We start from the raw sequence: 21,372 nt of genomic DNA, 5'->3' as shown, positions 1-21,372 counted from the left end.
TTATTAGTGAGACTTCAAGAAAAAAATGTCAAAAATGGAATGAGAATGTTAGCTATATATTATATAATTTGGCTGATCTTTATTCTAGTTTTTAAAATGTCATTTTCTATTAATGATTTATTAATTGAAAGGAAAATAAATTTAATTCCTTTTTACCATGACAATAATGTTGATATTAAAGTTATTTTAGATGAAATGGTATTAAATATACTTGTGTTTTTACCATTAGGAATTATGATTAGATCTATATTTTTTGATAAAAAAAGTTCGAAAAGCATATTTTTTATGCTTACATTTAGTTTGATTGTAGAATCTTTGCAGTATGTGTTATCGATAGGAATATTTGACATAACTGACATAATTAATAATACTTTAGGCGGTATATTAGGAATAACATTATATAGTATTTTTGTTAAAAAAAGTAAATCTAAATTTAAAGTAGATAGATTTATTTTCTTGATAGCTTTTATTGGTGCTATTTTTATAAGTTTAATATTGATTATTCTTCTTAAATATAATGGTATGTAGATAAAATTAAAGATTTAAGGCTATAATTAAGCGTTGTTTGAGTAAATAAAGGCTTAAGCTACCTAATTAAGAGAGTTATTATAAAAGTATTTATCATATAATTATCTTAACAAAGTTGATATTTATTTGTGGTAAGTTGCAGAGTAATATTTTTGTTTGATAGCAAAAAATATTACTTATATAACTCATTATTAAGATATCTATCGGTATTTTTTCTTAATTGAGTAAGCTCGTAAATCAAGATGTTCTTATTGGAATATTCTACCATAAGAATATCTTTTTTACTTTTATATTCATCGTAAATATTTGATAGTTCTTTTATGCTTAAATTTTTATACTTGTTTTTATCTAAAATAGTTATTGATTTTTCGTATGCAATAATTTGAGTTTTGTATTCGGCATAAAATTCTTTATCTTTAGAGTTTGATTTATAGATTTCATAAATAGATTTATTTATTTTTAAAGTGTTTAAAGCCTCAATTGCAGTATAGATTTTGTTCAAATCTTTTTCTATATCCTTAATTTTATCTAAAGTTTTTTGCCTATTAATGGCTTCTTGTTGAAGTTTATTTTCTAGATCTATATTAGATGTCAGCCCATACTTTCTGAGTTGATTTAAAGTGTCAGCCATAGTATTCATATTGTGCTTCTTTGCCCATATTTCATAAGCTTTAGAAGATTGTATCTTTTTATTATTTTTTAAGTCTATTATATTGTCAACTTTTTTGTATGCTTTCGTAGAAGAATCAAAATCAATTTTTACGAACTTTTTATTCATATTATTCTCGATTCTTTCCTTGATCTTTTCATTGGTATAATCTTTTCCAAGAGTAGTTTCTTTAGCACGAATAAATCGTCCTTTTTCTCCTTGCTCTTTATGACGAAAAGATAGGTACTTGCCTAATTTGATTTCGTATCCATATTCTTCCATAGTTTTTAAAAAATTATCATAGCTATTAGACTTTTGAATAGCATGATCAATAGATATTTGAAGTCTATATTTCCAAGATGTCCCTTTTTTAAATTCCATATATTCTTTATATGATTTTCCATTAGTTTTATATTTATTTTTAAACTTCATATAGTCTTCATATATAACAGATAACTTATATTTTCTACACAAGTCATCACTATAATTTCTAATTTGATGGTAAGATTTTTTATTGCTTTGATAGGCTTTACCTGTATCAAAAGAAACATTATTAAATAGAATATGGTTATGAATATGCTCCTTATCAACATGGGTAGTTATTACGTATTCATATTTTCCTTGCAGCACCTTCTCACATAATTCAATTCCAATTTTGTGAGCCTCTTCAGGTGTAGTTTCTCCAGGTGCGAAAGCTTGAATTAAATGCCTAGCTAAAACTTTAGCTTTAGAATTACATTCTATTTTTGTTTGTTCAAACTCTAAATGAGCAGTTGTAGGGTTACAATTTAGAGATGAAATTAGAATTTTTTCGTCTGTTTTATTGCTATCCATAATATAATCAAGGGCAGCTTTTAAGGTAGATTTAATAGGATGAATTTTAGTAACAGCCATTATTTTTTCTCCGTATTAAAACTATTGGAATAGGTAAGAGAGTATATTTTTTTACGCATGGATAAAATATCTTTTGCTTGTTTTTCTAATGATTTTTTCAAATCATCTACATCATTTTTATATATAAGGGATGTTGAGTTTACTCTTTTTGCAATTTGATTTATACTACTTGAAGTACGACTTATATTTGTTGACATTTCACGAAAAACATCCATATCTAGAATAAAGATATCTTTTTCTAAAATACATTTTATAATAAACGCTCTAAGAGATTTGCATTTTGATGCTTTATATTTTTTGTTCAGTAATTCCAATTCTTCATCAGATAGCATTAGATATATCCCGTTATTTCTAGTTCTATTTGCCATAGGTTACCTCCTTTATATAGTTAAGTAAAAAAAGAAAAACCTGTAAAAGCAAGTATAGCAACTTGTTTTACAGGTTTAATTTATTATATATTCTTTAAGAAAACTCCTGAGTTTTGCTTCTAATTATCTTATATTTTATCACCTTTAAAAAGAATAATCAAATTTCGTATATGAGAGAATGTAAATATTTTTTATAAGGATAGCTAATGCAAGTTAAAAAAATTAGGGGTTTGGGGATATTCCCCAACAAGCAAAATAGATTAAAACAAACAGTGGCTTTATAGTTGATTTAATCTATTTTTTCGTAAGTGCATATGCACTTACTGTGCTTGCTATTCAAGTTCTATATATGATATAAAAATTTAAGATAGTGACTTTATTTTAAAAATGAGATAGTATAATATGTTAGGAAATTGAATAATTAAAATTTTAAGATAGGGGGTATAAATTGAAAGAAAATTTGCATAATATAGCATTTTCAAAAGAACATTATATAGAAACTATCTATATATTGTTAAAAGAAAAAGATCGTGTTTACAACAAAGATATAGTAGAATATCTAGAGCTAAGCAAGGCATCTGTTAGTGTTGCAGTAAATAAATTAATTCAAGAAGAATATGCTTACAGAGAAAATAGATCAATAAAACTAACTAGTAAGGGTATAAGGGTAGGAAAAGAATTATATAAAAAGCATATTTTTTTAACAGATTTATTTTTGAAATTGGGAATTGATCAAAAAGAAGCAGAAAAACAAGCGTGTGAAATTGAGCACATATTATCAGATAACACCTTTAATAAGATTAAAGATTTTATGTGTAAAAATAATCAATAAATGAAAAGTAAGCAGTCAAATAATTATTTGGCCGCTTATTTTTTTATTTGGAAAGATATTGAGTTTTAATATCATTAATGATAAAATTAAGTTAGTCAAAACTAACTTAATCAAGGAGGGTGTTAAGTCAATGGATATCAAAAGAGAGTATAAGAAAAAAACTATAGAAATTTCACAAGAAAGAGAATTAGATTTATTTGATTTAGCTGTAAGCATAATAAATAATAATGTCATAGGAAATAACTCATACATGATATATGAAAATGAAGATGAAATATCGCTGGGCATAGGAGAATACATAGGAATTGAAGTATATAAAAATAAAATATTGTTAACGCAAGAAGGGCATTCAGTAGAGTATGTGGTGAACGATTTAAGCGAAGATATTAAGAAAATTTTTAATGAGCTTAATTTTGATGACTGGAGAATGTATGGGATTGCAGATTTTAATTATGCTAAGAATACTTTTTTAAAGAATGTTAGCGACAAAGAAGTTTTGATGAAATTATTTATTCCTAGAACCGATATTAGAATTTTGAAGGATTCATTAGAAATAAAAACTATAGATAATTTTGATGAAATTATTTTAAACTTTGATACAGAACGCTTTGATTTAGAAGATAAAGATTTTAATGTTAATTTAGAAGAAGTTAAGAATTTAGATGGGGATTATTATAAGGAAATAGTCAAAAAAGCTATAGGAGAAATTAAAAATGACAAATATGATAAAGTGATTTTATCTAGAAAGATTAATTTAGAGAAAAAAATTTCTATAAAAGATAGTTACTTGAAAGGAAGGAAGTTTAATACACCTGCTCGATCATATTGTTTTAGAATAGGAGATTTGGAAGCTGTAGGATTCAGCCCTGAGACTGTAGTGGAGGTTGATAAGAAAAGGCAAGTATATACATTTCCGTTAGCTGGGACTAGAGCATTAACTAACGATTTAGCAATAAATAAAGAGTTAAAAAGAGAACTATTAAAAGATCCAAAAGAAATAGCGGAGCATGCTGTTTCTGTAAAATTAGCTTTTCAAGAATTAGAACGCGTTTGTGATGAAGATAGCATATCTGTAATTAGGTTTATGGATGTACTAGAAAGAGGCACTGTTCAGCATTTAGCATCAAGGTTAAAAGGAACTTTGAGGAAAGAATTTAATGAATGGCATGCGTTTACAGCACTTTTTCCAGCAGTAACAGCATCAGGAATACCAAAAAAAGAATGTATTGAAGCAATAGATAGGATAGAGAAAGATAAGCGAGGAATATATAGCGGAGGCGTATTAACTTATGATAAAAATGGAACTTTAGATGTTGCCTTGGCATTAAGAACTGCTTATCAGACAAGTGCGGAAACGTGGATCAGGGTTGGTGCTGGAATAGTTAAACTTTCTAATTGCAAAAGAGAATTGGAAGAAACAAAAGAAAAATCAGGAAGTATTTTAGATGAGTTGGTATTTGAAGAGGAATAATGATGAACATCAATATTGATTATTTTAATTCAAAGTACAATGTGTTTTTTGATTGTCAGTATTTTTTAGAAATTAGTAAATATATTTCTGGAAATGATAAATACGAGAAAGTTATATTAATTACTGATGAGAACGTTGACAAGATTTTTAAAAAGAATTTTGATTTTAAAAATACAGAAAGTTATAAATATGTAATCAAAGCAGGTGAAAAATCTAAAAATATAGCTAAATATTATAAATTGATAAGATTTTTAACTTCAATAAATGTTGATAGAAATGATCTTATTATTGCCCTTGGAGGAGGGGTGGTTGGCGACTTAGCAGGCTTTATAGCTTCAACTTATATGAGAGGAATTGACTATATCCAAGTTCCTACAAGTTTATTAGCAATGGTGGACTCTTCAATTGGTTCTAAGACGGCCATCAACACAGAAGATGGCAAAAATTTGATAGGATCTTTTTATGCTCCTAAAGCTGTATTTATAGACTTAGATTTTTTAAAAACTCTTCCGCAAGAAGAATTTACAAATGGGCTCGCAGAGATAATAAAGTGTTCTATTATAAAAGATAAAAATTTATTTGATTTAATAAATGAGGAAGAGATTTATGATAGAAATACTATGAGTAATATTATAAAAAGGAGCATAGAAATAAAAAAAGAGATTGTGGAAAAAGATCCAAAAGAGATAAATGAAAGACAATTGTTGAATTTCGGGCATACAATAGGTCACGCTATAGAAAAAGTGAGCAATTATTCTATAGCTCATGGGTATGCAGTTGCTACAGGTATGGCTATGATTACAAGATCATACTATAAGCAGGGATTAACAGATACTACGTCATACAACAGCATTAACGAGATATTATTAAAATATAAATTGCCTATTTGTTGTGATTACAGCTTAGAAAACTTGTACAAAGAAATTCTTAGAGATAAAAAAAGTCGTGGAGATACACTAAATGTAATATATCCAAAAAAGATTGGGGATGGCAGAATTAGTAGTGTAGAAAAAAATGATTTGAGGAAGATTTTAAAATATTGTTTTGAAAGGTAAAAAGTGTGAATATTAAAATAAGACCAAATAGAATTTCGGGAGAAATAGAATCAATTTCGTCAAAATCAATGCTACATCGAGCGATTATATTGAGTTCTATTGCTATTAATAAAAAAACAAAATTAAAAGTTTCCGATATAATATCAAACGATATACAAGCAACAGTTAACTGTATGAAAGAATTAGGAGCAAAAGTTGAACTTGATCAAGGATGTATAAATATAATAAGCTTAGGAAATAATTTAAAGCGAGAAGTTAATATAAATTGTGGAGAGAGTGGAACAACTCTTAGATTAATCTTGCCGATTGCAAATCAATTTTCAGATAAAGTTATAATTGATTGTGATAAGGAACTTAGAAAAAGACCAATCGAAGATTTAATAATAACATTAGAAGAATCAGGGTTATATTTTGATGATTACGATTTTCCTATAACTATACGTAATAAAATAGTTACAAATCATTTTAAAATCAAAGGAGATGTTAGCTCTCAATATATTAGTGGTTTACTTTTTCTTTGCGCATTATTAAATGAGAAGAGTTTTATAGAATTAACCACAAGATTAGAATCATCAGCTTATGTAGATATGACTGTAAAAATATTAAAAGAGTTTGGGATATTGGTCAATAAAATAGAAAACAATAATTTTGAAATTTATGGTGGAAGAAAAAATATAAGTATCCCTAAAAGGTATCAAATAGAAGGCGATTGGTCCAATAGTGCATTTTTTATTGTAGGTGGCTGTTTAGGAAATTCAATAAGTGTATCAGGGTTAGAGCTAAATTCTAGTCAAGGAGATGAGAGTATAGTTAGAATTTTAAAAGAAATAGGAGGAAATGTTTCTTGCTTCGATGATAGTATCATATCAAAAGAAAGTGAATTTAAATCATTTGAGTTAGATTTTTCGGAAATTCCTGATTTATTTCCTATTTTAGCAGTAGTAGCCTCAGTATCAAGAGGGACGAGTATTTTAAAAGGTGCAAAAAGATTAAAATATAAAGAAAGCGATCGAATAAAAAGTACTTTTCATATGCTAAAGAGCTTAGGAGCGGATGTGGACATAATAGATGATGGATTAGTTATTAGAGGCAAAAAAATGTTGGATGGCGGAATGGTGAATTCATGCAATGACCATAGAATTGTTATGGCTTCAACAATAGCTTCTATAAGAAGCAAAAATGAAGTTTTGATTTTAAATGCAGAATCAGTAGACAAATCATATCCTAATTTTTTTGAAGATTTTAAGAAAGTTGGAGGTTTTATAGATGTCATCATTTAGCGTTGGCAAAAATATTAAAGTGAGCATCTTTGGAGAATCACATGGTGCTGTTATTGGTGGAGTTATAGATGGACTTCCTTATGGGCAAAAAATTGATATGAATAAATTACAAGAATTTATGAAAAGAAGAAGCCCTGGATATGGCAAATATATAACAAAACGAAGGGAAAGGGATGAAATTCAATTTTTGTCAGGAATAAAAAATAATACTATTATGGGTGACCCAATTGCGATACTTATCGAAAATAACGATGTTGTACCAGATGACTATAAAGATTTAGTTGATATTCCGAGACCATCTCACGTCGACTTTGCTGCAAAAGCTAAATTTGGAGAGGATATTAACTTGAGCGGAGGGGGACATTTTTCTGGAAGATTGACGGCTGTTTTGACTGCTTTTGGAGGCATTGCTAAACAAATCTTAGAAAAAGAAAATATTCATGTATCAGCTCATCTTTATCGAATCTGTGATTTTGTAGATAAATCTCATAGCGAAGCAGAAAATATAGAAAGAGCAATGAGAATATCTGAAAATAATAAATATTACATAATCGATGAGAATGGCGTTGAAAGTATAGATAAAATTTTTGAAGAATTAAGAAAAGGAAAAGATTCTACGGGTGGAATTGTTGAATGCTCAGTGATAGGACTAAGATCAGGAATCGGAGATCCGATATTTGATGGCATTGAAAATAGAATATCAAGGATGATTTTTGCTATTCCAGGAATAAAAGGAATTGAATTTGGATCTGGATTTGATGGCTCTTTAAAGTTAGGTTCAGAAAATAATGATGAATTTTATATAAGTGAAGGAGAAGTAAAAACAACGAGTAATAATTCTGGGGGAATACTTGGTGGAATGAGTAATGGAATGCCCATTAATTTGAAAGTTGCGTTTAAACCAACACCTTCTATAGGGAAAGGGCAGAATTCAATTAATTTAAAAACAGGGAAGAATGTCATTATAGAGATAAAAGGAAGACACGATCCATGTATAGCGATACGAGGAGTCGTTGTTGTTGAATCGGTAGTGTCTTTAGTTATATTAGATTATTTAATAAATGAATTGATAATATGAGGAATTAATATATGGAATACGGTTTACTCGGGAAAAATCTTATTTATAGTTTTTCTCCCATAATACATAAAGAGTTTGGAGAATATCAATATGAATTAATTGAAGGAGATGAAGCAAAAATACGAGCAATAATAAAGAAAAAGAATTTTAAAGGAATAAATGTTACCAACCCTTATAAAGTTTTAGTTAAAGATTATTGTGATTATTTAGATAAAAGTGCAAAGAGTACTGGATGCGTAAATACTGTAGTAAATAAAGACGGAAGATTATATGGATTCAACACAGACTATTATGGTTTTTTATATACTCTTAAAAAGACAAGTTTTTCCAATAAAAAAGTTTCTTTTTCAATACTTGGAGCGGGTGCTACGTCAAAAATGGCTAAAACGGCATTAGCTGACAGTGGTTTTCAGAATGTAAAAGTAATTACTAGAAATGATATAGAGCATCATGACATTGAAAAACTTATTAGCGACACAGAAATCCTTATAAATTGTACACCAGTTGGAGTTTTTCCAAATGTAGATGAAAGTTATCCTATTGATATAACAAAACTAACTAAGCTAGTTTATGTCTTTGATTTAAATTATAATCCGTTAAGAACAAAACTGTTAATAGAAGCAAATAAATTAGGATGCAGAACTAATTCGGGGCTTTTGATGTTAGTTGCTCAAGGGAAAATGGCTTCTGAAATTTTTCAAGACAAGAAGATAGATGATTCTACTATAGACGATGTCTGTGGCAAAATAAAGAAAAAGTTATCCAATATTGTATTAATTGGGATGCCAGGAAGTGGCAAAACTACAATAGGTAAAGAACTAGCAAATATGATGAATAGAGAATTTGTTGATATTGATAGATGTATAGAACGTCGAGAAAAAAACAGTATTAGTAATATTATTCAAACTAAAGGAATAGAGTATTTTCGTCAAATAGAAAAAGAAATTATAAAGAAAGAGTTATTATCATTATCTAAAATAATTTCTACAGGAGGAGGTGCTATTGAAGATATAGAAAATTGGGGATATTTAATGTATAATTCAGCAGTTATATATTTAAAAAGAGAGACAAATGAACTTGATGTTAATGGAAGACCTCTTTGTCAAGGAGGACTAGATGTTATAAATAATCTTTATGATAGGAGAAACTCTAGGTATATTCAACTTTCTGATCACATTGTAAAGAATGATAAGAGTATTTCAAAGACGACTGAGGAAATAATAAAATGGTATGAAAAAAATTTTAGTAATTAATGGGCCTAACTTGAATATGCTAGGTATTAGAGAACCTGACATTTATGGTACAGAAACATATGATGATTTATGTAAAAAAATAATAGAATACTCTAGTAAATTGAATGTGGATATAGAAATTTTTCAATCTAATTACGAGGGACAAATAATAGATACTATTCAAGGTGCATATGATACTTATAGTGGAATTATAATTAACGCTGGGGCTTATACACATACTTCTATTGCTATTTTGGATGCTTTAAAATCTGTAGGGACAAGAACGATAGAGGTTCATTTAACGGATACAATGAATAGGGAAGATTATAGGAAGAAGTCATTTATTTCAGAGTATGCGGAGAGAACAATATGTGGTAATGGTGTTGAAGGCTATCTTCAAGCCATTGAATATTTAATTAAATAGTAGGAAAGGAGTAATAAAATGCAATATATTTTGAAAGAAAAGGAAGACTTTGAAGCATGTGTGAGATATTTAAAAAAAGAAAATATTTTATACCAAGATTATGACATTAAGGACTATTATATCATTAATGTTTTTGATAATGCTTTATGCCCAACGATAGAAAATGAGGAAGAGGCTTTTCTAAATACAAACGATATTTCTATTGAGAATGGATATTTAGTAACAAAAGCATATAAGGAAAAAACCACGGTAGAGGTAAAAGGAATTAGGATTGGAGATGAAGAACCTGTCGTTATATCAGGTCCTTGTTCTGTCGAATCGGAAGAAGTAGTTAGGAGAATAGCTACAGAAATTAAGAAAATAGGAGTAGATATACTAAGAGGAGGAGCCTTTAAACCACGAACATCTCCCTATGACTTTCAGGGGCTGGGGAAAGGTGGAATTGATATACTTTATAAAATTGGAAAAGAATTTAATATGCCAATAGTGACTGAAATAATGGACATCAGAGATTTGGATTATATGATAGACAAGGTAGATATCTTTCAGGTTGGGTCAAGAAATATGTACAATTATTCCATGTTGAAAGAATTAGGGAAAATAGATAAGCCTATTTTACTAAAGAGAGGATTGAGTGCAACTATAAAAGAATTTTTATTAAGTGCTGAATATATTATGCTTGGTGGTAATGAAAAAATTATTTTATGTGAGAGAGGAGTTAGAACTTACGAAAAATGCACAAGAAACACGATGGACATAGCTGCTATACCATTATTGAAAAAAATGACACATTTACCAATAATAGCAGATCCAAGTCATGCAACTGGAAAAAGAGAATTGATAGAGTCAATGTCTAGAGCGTCAATTTCAGCGGGGGCAGATGGATTGATTATTGAATCTCACTCGAATCCAGAAAACGCTTGGAGTGATGGTATGCAATCTATAAACATGTATAATTTAAGCGAAATAATACAGTATCTAAAGGTACAGAATAAGAAAAGATGATGGAAAAATTTTAATTATTGCAAGAGAAAGTTAGAATATGTTATTATTAAGTTAGGTCACACTAACTTAATTTATGAATTGTATCTTATGGAGGTAATAGTTTGAGCAAATGGTTTATAGAGGGAAATGAGATAGAAGATGGTGAGACAAAAAATACAATTTTCATATTTCCTTATGCGGGTGGAGGGGTAGCTCCTTTTAGGAAATGGGGAGAATTTTTTAAGGATAGTAAATTATATATTGTTCAATATCCTGGCAGAGAGAATAGATTCCCTGAAAAAGCTATTGATGATATAAATGAATTGGTTGGAGAGTTGTTTGAAGCTATAAGAATGTTTGATTTTAAAGTGCCTTATTATTTTTTTGGACATAGTATGGGCACAAAAGTAGTTTACGAACTGGCTTTAAAGATTAAAGAAAGTGATTTAGTAAACCCAAACGGCGTAATAATATCGGCTGGTCGAGCTCCATGTTTTAAGGCACCAAATCCTATATATAATCTTGACGATGAAAATTTTATAGAAGGATTAAGAAGATATGAGGGAACTCCAATAGAAATTTTAGATAATAAAGAGCTGATAAATATTTTTCTTCCAACTCTTAGAGCAGATTTTACTATTGATGAAAACTATTTAGATCAGAACTATAAAAAAATAGATAGTGATATATTGGGTTTAATGGGAGATGCTGATCAGGAGATGAGTTTAGAGGAATTACAGAAATGGCAAGATTATACTACTAGAAAGTTTACTTATAGATATATCGAAGGAAAGCATATGTTTGTAAATACTTCGTCTAACGATGTCATAAAGGAAATAAAAAAGTTTATAGAAATTAATGAGGATAAAAGAATTTATAATTAGAACAAATAAAGACTTTGAAAATTTAAAGGATGTTAAAAAAAACTTATATATATTTGATGCGGTGCTTATTATAATTTACACTGAAAGAATTGAGGAAGATAGTTTAATCAGCTTATTAAAGAAAGATGAAATTTGTAAATCTCAAGATTATAAATCAAAAGTGGCGAAAATAAACTTTTTAGTTTCTAGAAGTGTTTTAAACTTATCTCTAAAATATATTTCGGGTAAAGAAGTGGATGATTTAATTATTTTAAGAAATAAGTTTAATAAGCCGTATTTTGAAAACAAAAAAGGTATTAAGTTTAATATTTCTCATACAGATGGCTGCATAGTAATAGCTTTTTCAAAAAAAGACGTAGGTGTGGATGTTGAAAAGATCAATGTTAAATTTAATTATTATGATATTTTAAAGAGTTGTTTTGATGAAGAAGAAATTAAGAGAGTAGGCAGTAATCATAAAAGCTTTTTTAAGTATTGGACAGCAAAAGAGGCATATTTAAAATACGAGGGAGTAGGATTACTTAGGAATCTTAAAGAAATAAGGATTGAATATATTAATAATGTAAAGGCAGAAATTAAAGATAAAAAAAGAAATAAAAGCAAAGAGTTATTAGTATTAAAGTTTGATTCTAAATATACGGGATTTATTTGTTTGGGGAGGTAAGTATGGACATAGAATTAAAGAATAAATTAGAAAAATTTTACGACGAAACAGTTTGGCAACATATTACATTGGGAGAATTTGTATCAGAATGTTCAAGTAGTTTTGGGAATAAAGTTGCTTTAGTCGATGGAAATAAAGAGTTTACATATGATGAGTTAGACAGAAAATCAGACGAATATGCAAATGGGTTATTGAAGGCTGGCTTTAAGGCTGGAGATAAAATAGTATTACAGTTTCCAAATTGTAGTGAGTTTGTGTTAATTTTGTTTTCCATGTTTAAGATAGGTGTAATACCAGTTTTGACATTACCTGCTCATAGAAAAAATGAATTAAAGGGAATAATAGAAGAGTCAAAAGCAGTTGCCTATATAGGTAAAGATAGATATTTGGGATTTTCTTATGTTGATATGATTAGAGATATAAAGGATGATATTGAAAATGAATTTGAAATTTATATTCTTGGAGAGAATCAAGAATATAAAAATTTTTACGAACTTATTGATAAAGATTATCTATATCAAATAAAAACATTTGATTATAGATCGACTGGACTTTTGTTATTATCTGGTGGAACTACAGGGAAACCAAAACTTATACCAAGAAGGCATTGTGATTATATTTATGTAGCTGCAGAAGTAGCAAAAAGATGCAAGATGGGGAGCGAAAGTGTATATCTTGCAGCGTTACCAATCGCTCACAATTTCCCACTTTGTTGTCCAGGAATATTGGGGACATTTTCTGTAGGTGGAAAAGTAGTGCTGTCTTCAGTTACTAGTCCAGACGAAATTCTTCCGTTAATTGAAGAAGAAAAAGTAACAATAACAGGATTAGTGCCAGCGATTGCAAATGTTTGTATGGAATTTTTAAAGGAAGGGGATTACGACGTATCATCTTTAGAAATTTTGCAGGTAGGTGGTTCAGTTTTAGAACCGCAACTTGCTAAGAGAATAGAAAGAGAATTCAATACAAAATTGCAGCAAATATTTGGAATTGCTGAGGGGTTAATCATGACAACAGATATTTTAGATAGCGACTTCACTAGGTTTAACACACAAGGTAAACCAATAAGTAAATATGATGAGGTACTTATAGTGGATGAGAATGGTAAAGAAGTTGAAATTGAGGAATACGGGGAACTAATCGTGAGGGGACCATATACTATTTACGGCTATTATAATCTTTCGAAAATAAATGAAAAATGTATAACAAATGATTGCTATTTTAAAACAGGAGATAGAGCTAGAAAAATGAAAGATGATAATTATCAAATTGTGGGAAGGATTAAGGAGATAATTAATAGGTCAGGCGAGAAAATAATCCCTAAGGAATTAGAAGAGATTTTGCTAACTAATGACCACATAGATTCTGTACAAGTTGTTGGCATTCATGATTATATGCAAGGGGAAATAATAGCTGTCTTCATTTTAGCTGATGATAATAAAAGACTTACCTTAGAGGATATTAGAAAATTCTTAATTTCAAACAATGTAGCAGAGTTTAAATTACCGGATATTGTTGAGTATATTGATGCTTGGCCACTGACAGCACTAGGGAAAATAGATAGGAATAAATTAAAAGGAACTTTTTAGAGGAGGATTTTGAATGGAATTTAGTAATGTGAGAAAAGAAGCTAAGCTTTTAGTGGAAGATTGGTTAAAAAGCATATTTGTAGGTATGAAAATTTTAGAAGATGAAAATTTAATAGAGAAAGGTTTGAGTTCCATTCAAGTTATGCAACTATCTGGAAAGTTAAAAAAATTAGGGATAAGAATTTCATTTGCAGAACTTATGGACGATCCAAGCTTGTTTAAATGGTTAGAACTTATAGATAATTCTAAAGTAAAAAATGATAAAAATAAGAAGTCATCAATTATCAAAAGTAATGATAATAAGTTTGAGTTAACAGATATCCAATATTCTTATTTAATAGGCAGAGAAGATGACCAAGTTTTAGGTGGAGTCGGATGTCACGCTTATCTTGAAATAGATGGAGAAAATATTAAGGAGGATAGATTAAAAAAAGCTTGGAATAAACTTCAATATAGGCATCCTATGCTTAGGGCTAAATTTACGAAAGATGGTTATCAAGAGATAATGGGGAAGCCATATGATGAAGAGATAGAAATTTTTGATTTATCTACTTTAGATGAGGAAACATCAAGTTTAAGATTGATAGAAATTAGAACACAATTATCTCATAGGAAATTAAATGTGAATGAAGGTCAAGTTGCTGGGTTGTCCCTAGCGAAGCTTTTGAATAATAAATTTAGGATATTTTTTGATATAGATTTACTTGTTTCTGATGTAATGAGTATGAGCATTATCATCAAAGAGTTGGCTGAACTTTATTCAGATGTAAGCCTTGATTGCTTGGACTCCTATACATTTAAAGAGTATATGCAGGACTTAGATAATAATTCAAATTATGAAGATGATAAACTTTTTTGGAAACAAAAAATTAATTCATTTGAGATAGAAAGACCAAATTTACCATTAAAAAAACAACCAGAGCAAATCAAAGAAACAAAATTTACAAGAAGAATAAGAATTATTGAAAAAGAACAATGGAATACTATAAAAAGCATAGCGGCGTCTTACAAAAGTACGCCATCCATGGTGCTTCTGACTGCTTATGCACTTATTCTTGAAAGATGGTGCAATCAAAAGAAATTTTTTATAAATATACCATTATTTAATAGGGATTTATCTAATGAGAATTTAAAAAATATGGTAGGTGATTTTACAAATATTTTATTAGTGGAATATGAGTCAGTAGATGATTCAAGTTTTTTGGATACTTTAAAAAGAACAAATAAGACATTTTTAGAAAATGTATCTCATAGTGCATATAGTGGAGTACAAGTTCAAAGAGATATATCAAGGAAACAAGGAACAAGTGTGAATGTAGCACCTGTTGTTTTTGCATGTAATATAGATTATCCGTTGGAAACAGAATTGTCAAGAAAGGAGTTTGGAAAGTTGTCGTATATGATTTCGCAAACTCCAGGAGTTTGGATAGATTTTCAAACGTATGTTGTAGATGGAGATTTAATTCTTTGCTGGGATACTGTAGATGAACTTTTCCCAATTGAGTTACTAGATGATATGATTAATTCTTTATATACATTACTTATTTCCTTGACACTGACGATAATTGGGGGAAAAGAGTAGATGTTTTGCCTAAGAGCCAAAAGATTATTAGAAAGCAAGAAGTTGAAGAAATCTTACCACTTAAATATCCTGATGAAACCTTATATGATGGATTTATTAGAAATGTAAAATTAAATCCTGATAAGGTGGCTATTATAGATTCTGAAACCAAAGAGCAAATTACATATCGTAAACTTTATGATATTTCTTTAAGACTTGCAGATTATTTATATAATGATGGCGTCAAAAAAGGAGAATATGTAGGAATTACACTCCCAAGGGGTAGCAAACAGCTTTATGCAATTTTCGGAATTTTATTTATAGGGGCGGCATATGTATCAATAGGCATTTCTCAACCAAGTGACAGAAGGAACAAAATATATGAACAAATTGGTATAAATCACATAATAAGTGACGAGGAAACAATAGTTAAATGTTCTTTGAATAATGAAGAAGTTAAGCTCATCGATTTAGATAAAGGAATGAATAGTTATAAGAGATTAGAAAGTCCGGTTCAAGTTAGCCCATATGACAGTGCATATATTATTATGACATCAGGGACAACAGGAATTCCAAAAGGGGTTGAAATTATGCATACAAGTGCCATTAATACATGTATTGATTTAAATGAAAAATATGACGTTAATTCTGCAGATACAATATTAATGGTATCTGCGATAGACTTTGACTTGTCGGTTTATGATATTTTTGGAGTTCTTCGTGCAGGGGGCACAATAGTTACAACAAGTGAAGATAATTATAGGAATCCTGATGAGTGGTTAAAGTTAATAGATGAATATAAAGTGACAATATGGAATTCTGTACCGATTTTATTTGATATGATTGTAACTATGGCTGAAGGGAAAAATAGACAATTGCCATTTAGAACAGTTATGCTTTCGGGCGATTGGATTGCGATAAATTTACCAGAACGATTCTATAATATTAGCGATAAAATGAATTCTGTTGTTGTGGCTATGGGCGGAGCTACAGAAGCATCAATTTGGTCAAACTATATGAATGTACCAAGAAAAATATCAGACGGCTGGGTTTCTATTCCATATGGAAAGCCTTTAAAGAACCAAGTATATAGAGTTGCTGATAGTTTTGGTAGAGTTTGTCCGAACTATGTTAAGGGAGAATTACTTATAGGTGGAGTTGGCGTAGCTAAAGGCTACTATGGAGATGAAGAATTAACTGAGAAAAAATTCTTTGTAGAAGAAGACCTTAGATGGTATAGAACTGGAGATAGTGGAACAACATGGAATGATGGAACTATTGAATTTCTTGGAAGAATAGATAAGCAAGTTAAAATCAAGGGTTATAGAATTGAACTGGGTGAGATTGAAGAAGCAGTTAGAAGAAAATTGAATTTTAAAAATGTAAAAGTCATTACTAACTATAGGAGAAATAGCTTATATGCATTTGTTTTAGGGAATAATGTTGAATTGAATTGCAAAGAATTATTTATAGACGTACTTCCTCCGTATATGATCCCAGATAAATTAATTTTTATAAAAGAATTTCCAGTAAACAAAAATGGAAAGGTGAATGTTAAAAAGTTAATAGAAATTGCGGAAAATGCAACAGAGGATATATATAAGAATAGAAGCTATAATAATTCTAGAGAAGAACTTTCAAGAGAAATAGTTGATATTTTTAAAGAAGTTACTAAAAATCCTTATTATGAAGTAAATTCAAATTTTTTTGAAAATGGAGGAGATTCGTTAGTTGCACTTAATATATTATTGAAACTGAATAATAAATATAATATTGAATTAAATATGAAAGATATATTCACTAGTGATTCTATTTTTCAGTTGTGCGATATAATACAGAGCGAAATAAAGCCACATAAAGAATGTGAATCTGAGAGTTTTGGGTTAAATGAAGAAAAAGTATTTCTAACAGAATTGCAACATTCATATTGGTTAAATAGAGTAGGGTATGGAAATTTGGAAAGGCAGAATTCTAACTTTTATATTGAATTAGAATGCAAAAATTTAGATGTCATAAAAATAAAAAGTTCATTAAACAAAATTATTAATAAATATAATATATTTAAGAATACCATAAGTGATAATGGAAGATACTTTGAAAGTATACCTAAACCAGATATTGAAATCAAATATAATGAATTAAGTAATGAATCTGCGAAAAGTAAAAAAGAACTTTTAGAAAATATAAGAAATAGGATCATGTATTTCATTGATGAGAAAAATTTATTTGATCCTATTAAGATTGAAGTAACAAAAATGGATGATAGTAAGACAATTATGCATATTTGTTTTGATAATATATATTTTGATGCTCCAAGTATTATGCATATTCTTAACGAGTTGAATTTATTGTATAAAAATTCGGATGCGGAAGGGTTTACTTTAATTAGAGGTAGTATGCCTAAAATAAATGATGATAAGTTGGAGTTAGATAAACGATATTGGAAAAATAAAATTAATGATATATTTCCAGCACCTAATTTGATAAAAGATTCTATAAAGCAAGAAAGAAGTTCAGGGTATTTTAAAAGGATTTCAACAATATTAACGGAAGATCAGGTTGAAAAATTATCATATATTTCAAGCAAATATAAAATAACGACTTCAAACATTATTCTTTCATTATTTTCAGAAGTAATACATTATTGGAGTAATTCTACAGATTATACAATAAATGTAATTGTAATAAATAATCAAAAAAATGTATATGATTATTTTGGAGAAATTGCAGATTACACGTCAAACCTTCTTCACACTATAAATTACAATTCTAATGAATCTTTATATCAAAGAATGAATAGAATACAAGATAATTTATTAAAGGATATTCAGCATATGTCTTTTGAAGGTACTCGAGTTCTTAGAGAATTAAGAAGACAAAACAAGAGTATGTATGAAAATATGCCGATAGTATATACTAATACTGTTGGATATGATATTGATATAAATATGAGCAATATAGGTAAAATAAAAGAAGTTTTAACTCAGACACCAGGAGTATATCTTGATTTACAGGTTAGTGTAGTAGAGGGAAAGTATGTAATTAATTGGGATTACTTAACTGATATGTTTGAGGAAAATGAAATAAAAGAAAAGTTTGGGATTTTTAAAAAAGTGTTATTTGATGTGTTAGAAGATGAATCATTTTTTGAATGTTGTAATATTATACAAAATGAAAATTTTTATGAGGAAGGGATTATTTAGATGGGAAATATAAAAGAATTAATTAATGATTTAAATTCAAAGGGAATATTAATTTGGGAAAATGAGGGGAAGATAGCCTATAAATCACCTGTAGGAGTAATGAATGAAAAAATTAAAAATATTATACGCACTCATAAGGATGAACTAATAAAATATCTTAGAGAAGAAAGTAGAATAAAAAGAATAAAGATTATAGGCAATGATGCTTTAGTAGAGATTGAACCTTCATTTAATGAAGAAAGTAATTATATTGATATCAAAGAAAATGCTATAGATGAAGTCAAAATTTTTGAGAGGGAAGCTACAAAATTAATAAATGATAATAATTTATCTAAATGGGTGAATAGTGCTAATGACGTAGCGTTGCGTGATATATTTAAGACTTTTTATTGCGAAGGCGTGTTTAAAGAAAATAAATATTACAGTTTAAAAGAAATAATAAATATACTTGAAATTGATGTTAGCTATGAATGTTTTATTGAAAAGTGGCTAAGAGTTCTCGTAGAAAATAATATTGTAATGCAAGGCAACGAGGGTTATAAAATTTTGGATTATTCTTACGTAGATAAGATAGCTGAGGATTATTGGAAAAATTTTGAGAATATAGAAGAGAAGATAAATTATGGTCATGATTTTTTTAATTACATGAATAAATGTTCGGATTTTCTTCTTGATATCTTACAGAAGAAAGTTAATACAGTGGATATTCTATTTCCAGAAGGCTCAGACAATAGTGCAGTAGGTGTATATAGTAATAATAAAGGAAGTAGGCTTTTTAATAAATTGGTGGCTAATATAGTCTATTCTTATATACAAGCGTCTGAGAAAGAACAGGCTGTCAAAATTCTAGAAATAGGAGCGGGAATAGGTGGCACAACAAGATTTATAGTTGATAAAATAAAAAATGAAAATTTTGAATATTTTTACACAGATATATCTTTTTATTTTCTCAATAAAGCTAAAGAAAAATATGGCACTCAAAATATGAAGTATAAAATTTTTGATATAAATGATAGTGTTTATAGACAAGGATTTAGCAACGAAAAGTTTGATATTATATTATGTGCTAATATGTTACATAATTCAAAAAATGGGTTTGAGGCTTTGAAGAATATAAATTATCTCATTAAAGATAAAGGGATTTTTATAATTATAGATGAAACAACTGAACCTGAATTTTTGCTTACATCAATAGAGTTGAACGATGCATTATCAAATTTTTATGATGATAGAGCTAAAGATAATGGTGTATTTTTCACATATAAACAATGGATGAAGATGTTTGAAGTTTGTAAAGCAAATATATGGATTGATTTTCCTCAAAAAAATAGTGATCTATCGTTTACGGGTCAAAGATTATTTGTTGGAAATTTTAATGATAGTTATAGCATAAATGAAAAAATAGTTAGAGATTCCATTGATGATTGTCTAAAAAAAGTTGTAGTTGTAGATGATATTGACAAAGAAACATCTATAAAAGTAGGTACTGAGGAAAAGAATGAAGAAGTAGACAAGAAGATATTAGTCGAAATGATTGAAATATGGGAAGAAATATTACAATCGGAGGACATTAAGTCTACGGATAATTTTTTTGAAGTTGGCGGTGATTCCTTAGTGATTACACAATTGATAACGAAGCTTTGGAATAAATACCCTAAAACTAAGATGTTAAAGTGGAAAGAGTTTACAGATATTATATTTAGATATCCTGTTTTAAAAGATTTAGCTTTATTTCTGGAGGACTTTAATAACAACAATATTAAGAATGAGATTAACGAAAATTATAATATAACTGAATTGGTAAGCTGTGATGATCCTAATAAAGTTTATATATTTTTTCATGATGGTACAGGAGAGTTAAATATATATAATAATTTCGTAAATGTTTTGAATGAAAAGAAGAAAAATGTAGCGATATATGGGTTTAGAATAGAGAACATAAAAGAATTTAATATAGAGTCACTTTATGAAGATTTAGCAATTAAATATTCTAGTATTATAATTTCACAATTCAAAGAGCAAGAAATTGTGTTGGTAGGTCATTGCGTTGGAGGTTTATTGGCTTTAGAAACAGGACGTATACTTCTTGATAAAGATATAAATTTATCTGAAGTAGTTTTGATTAGTTCATATTTGAATGAAGGTAGTATATTGTATGGAAATAATATTTTAAAAAAATATTTAGAATCGAATTTTTTGATGGGCATAGTATTTGGAGAGGTAATTGGGAATAAACAAAGCACTAACCCAATTTCGTTATCAGAAATAGAAAATGTAATGGAATATATAGAAAATAACAGGATTAATAGTTTCGAAAGAGGTGTAAAAGAAACTAAGTATACCAATAAAGAGTTATATACCAAGTTAAAAGATTACGAAGAAGGTAAATTAATACCTACTCAGTATGTTAATACATTTGATATTTTTAAAAAATTCTTTTTGGCTGCATCAGAGTATAGACCTTCATCATATAAAGGAGTATTAAAATTTGTACATGGTAATTTTAATACAAATAATTTTTTCATGGAAGGGGCAAGTCTATTTAGTGATAATGAAAACTTATGGAAGAAAGTAGTAGATAGAAATATAATTTATTACTCAGTAAATGGAGATCATTTTAGCGTTATCAATAAAGAAAATTCTATTAAGATTATTGAAGATCTATTATAGTAAGTA

Annotated in this window: 15 protein-coding genes and 1 pseudogene; 14 read left to right on the top strand and 2 right to left on the bottom strand. The window is 28.5% G+C overall.

Annotated features, from left to right (window positions below):
• Window positions 1-6 precede the first annotated feature (6 nt).
• On the top strand, window positions 7-528 hold the full coding sequence (locus tag DY249_RS05280; protein ID WP_115595425.1) for a VanZ family protein: 522 nt from the start codon (window positions 7-9) through the stop codon (window positions 526-528).
• A gap of 172 nt (window positions 529-700) precedes the next feature.
• Here the strand turns inward: DY249_RS05280 and DY249_RS05275 are convergent, their stop codons facing one another.
• Both DY249_RS05275 and DY249_RS05270 read right to left on the bottom strand, forming a co-directional pair.
• Window positions 701-2,071 (bottom strand): relaxase/mobilization nuclease domain-containing protein, encoded by a 1,371-nt coding sequence (locus DY249_RS05275; RefSeq protein WP_115595424.1) that lies wholly within the window; start codon window positions 2,069-2,071, stop codon window positions 701-703.
• Window positions 2,071-2,439: a hypothetical protein gene (locus tag DY249_RS05270; protein WP_034440659.1), complete on the bottom strand. Its 369-nt coding sequence runs from the start codon at window positions 2,437-2,439 to the stop codon at window positions 2,071-2,073. Before DY249_RS05270 ends, DY249_RS05275 begins: the two co-directional genes overlap by 1 nt.
• A 448-nt stretch (window positions 2,440-2,887) precedes the next feature.
• Here DY249_RS05270 and DY249_RS05265 point away from each other — a divergent pair, with 448 nt between their 5' ends.
• The 13 genes and pseudogenes from DY249_RS05265 (at window position 2,888) to DY249_RS05200 (ending at window position 21,366) form a co-directional block, all read left to right on the top strand.
• Window positions 2,888-3,271 carry a metal-dependent transcriptional regulator gene (locus tag DY249_RS05265; protein WP_115595423.1) on the top strand — a complete coding sequence of 128 codons (384 nt, stop codon included), beginning with the start codon at window positions 2,888-2,890 and terminating at the stop codon, window positions 3,269-3,271.
• 130 nt (window positions 3,272-3,401) lie between these two features.
• Entirely contained in the window at window positions 3,402-4,742 is a 1,341-nt protein-coding gene (locus DY249_RS05260) for a salicylate synthase (protein ID WP_115595422.1), read from the top strand.
• Window positions 4,742-5,797, top strand: a complete 1,056-nt coding sequence (gene aroB / locus DY249_RS05255) for a 3-dehydroquinate synthase (protein ID WP_245943534.1) — start codon at window positions 4,742-4,744, stop codon at window positions 5,795-5,797. The genes DY249_RS05260 and aroB overlap by 1 nt, the downstream gene beginning before the upstream one ends.
• 5 nt (window positions 5,798-5,802) lie before the next feature.
• The gene (gene aroA / locus DY249_RS05250) at window positions 5,803-7,077 is read left to right on the top strand and encodes a 3-phosphoshikimate 1-carboxyvinyltransferase (protein WP_115595421.1); all 1,275 of its coding nucleotides are present in this window, start codon (window positions 5,803-5,805) and stop codon (window positions 7,075-7,077) included.
• Window positions 7,064-8,155 carry a chorismate synthase gene (gene aroC, locus DY249_RS05245; protein WP_115595420.1) on the top strand — a complete coding sequence of 364 codons (1,092 nt, stop codon included), beginning with the start codon at window positions 7,064-7,066 and terminating at the stop codon, window positions 8,153-8,155. Before aroA ends, aroC begins: the two co-directional genes overlap by 14 nt.
• 11 nt (window positions 8,156-8,166) lie before the next feature.
• Complete coding sequence (locus tag DY249_RS05240; protein ID WP_115595419.1) at window positions 8,167-9,408, top strand: shikimate kinase; 1,242 nt, start codon at window positions 8,167-8,169, stop codon at window positions 9,406-9,408.
• Window positions 9,386-9,811, top strand: coding sequence for a type II 3-dehydroquinate dehydratase (gene aroQ / locus DY249_RS05235; RefSeq protein WP_115595418.1), 426 nt, complete (start codon window positions 9,386-9,388; stop codon window positions 9,809-9,811). The genes DY249_RS05240 and aroQ overlap by 23 nt, the downstream gene beginning before the upstream one ends.
• 18 nt (window positions 9,812-9,829) lie before the next feature.
• Window positions 9,830-10,816, top strand: coding sequence for a 3-deoxy-7-phosphoheptulonate synthase (gene aroF / locus DY249_RS05230; protein WP_115595417.1), 987 nt, complete (start codon window positions 9,830-9,832; stop codon window positions 10,814-10,816).
• A gap of 101 nt (window positions 10,817-10,917) precedes the next feature.
• Window positions 10,918-11,679 (top strand): thioesterase II family protein, encoded by a 762-nt coding sequence (locus tag DY249_RS05225; RefSeq protein ID WP_115595416.1) that lies wholly within the window; start codon window positions 10,918-10,920, stop codon window positions 11,677-11,679.
• Window positions 11,654-12,343 carry a 4'-phosphopantetheinyl transferase family protein gene (locus DY249_RS05220; protein WP_115595415.1) on the top strand — a complete coding sequence of 230 codons (690 nt, stop codon included), beginning with the start codon at window positions 11,654-11,656 and terminating at the stop codon, window positions 12,341-12,343. The genes DY249_RS05225 and DY249_RS05220 overlap by 26 nt, the downstream gene beginning before the upstream one ends.
• 2 nt (window positions 12,344-12,345) lie before the next feature.
• Window positions 12,346-13,932 (top strand): (2,3-dihydroxybenzoyl)adenylate synthase, encoded by a 1,587-nt coding sequence (locus DY249_RS05215; RefSeq protein WP_115595414.1) that lies wholly within the window; start codon window positions 12,346-12,348, stop codon window positions 13,930-13,932.
• Between the two features lie 13 nt (window positions 13,933-13,945).
• A pseudogene (locus tag DY249_RS05205) lies at window positions 13,946-18,696 on the top strand (amino acid adenylation domain-containing protein).
• On the top strand, window positions 18,697-21,366 hold the full coding sequence (locus tag DY249_RS05200; protein WP_115595411.1) for a TubC N-terminal docking domain-related protein: 2,670 nt from the start codon (window positions 18,697-18,699) through the stop codon (window positions 21,364-21,366).
• Window positions 21,367-21,372: the final 6 nt, after the last annotated feature.

It is taken from the genome of Anaerococcus octavius, assembly GCF_900445265.1.
In the GTDB taxonomy this organism is placed as follows: Bacteria; Bacillota; Clostridia; order Tissierellales; family Peptoniphilaceae; genus Anaerococcus; species Anaerococcus octavius.
The sequence above is the reverse complement of the archived record's forward strand: the minus strand, read 5'-3'. Positions and strand labels throughout refer to the sequence as shown.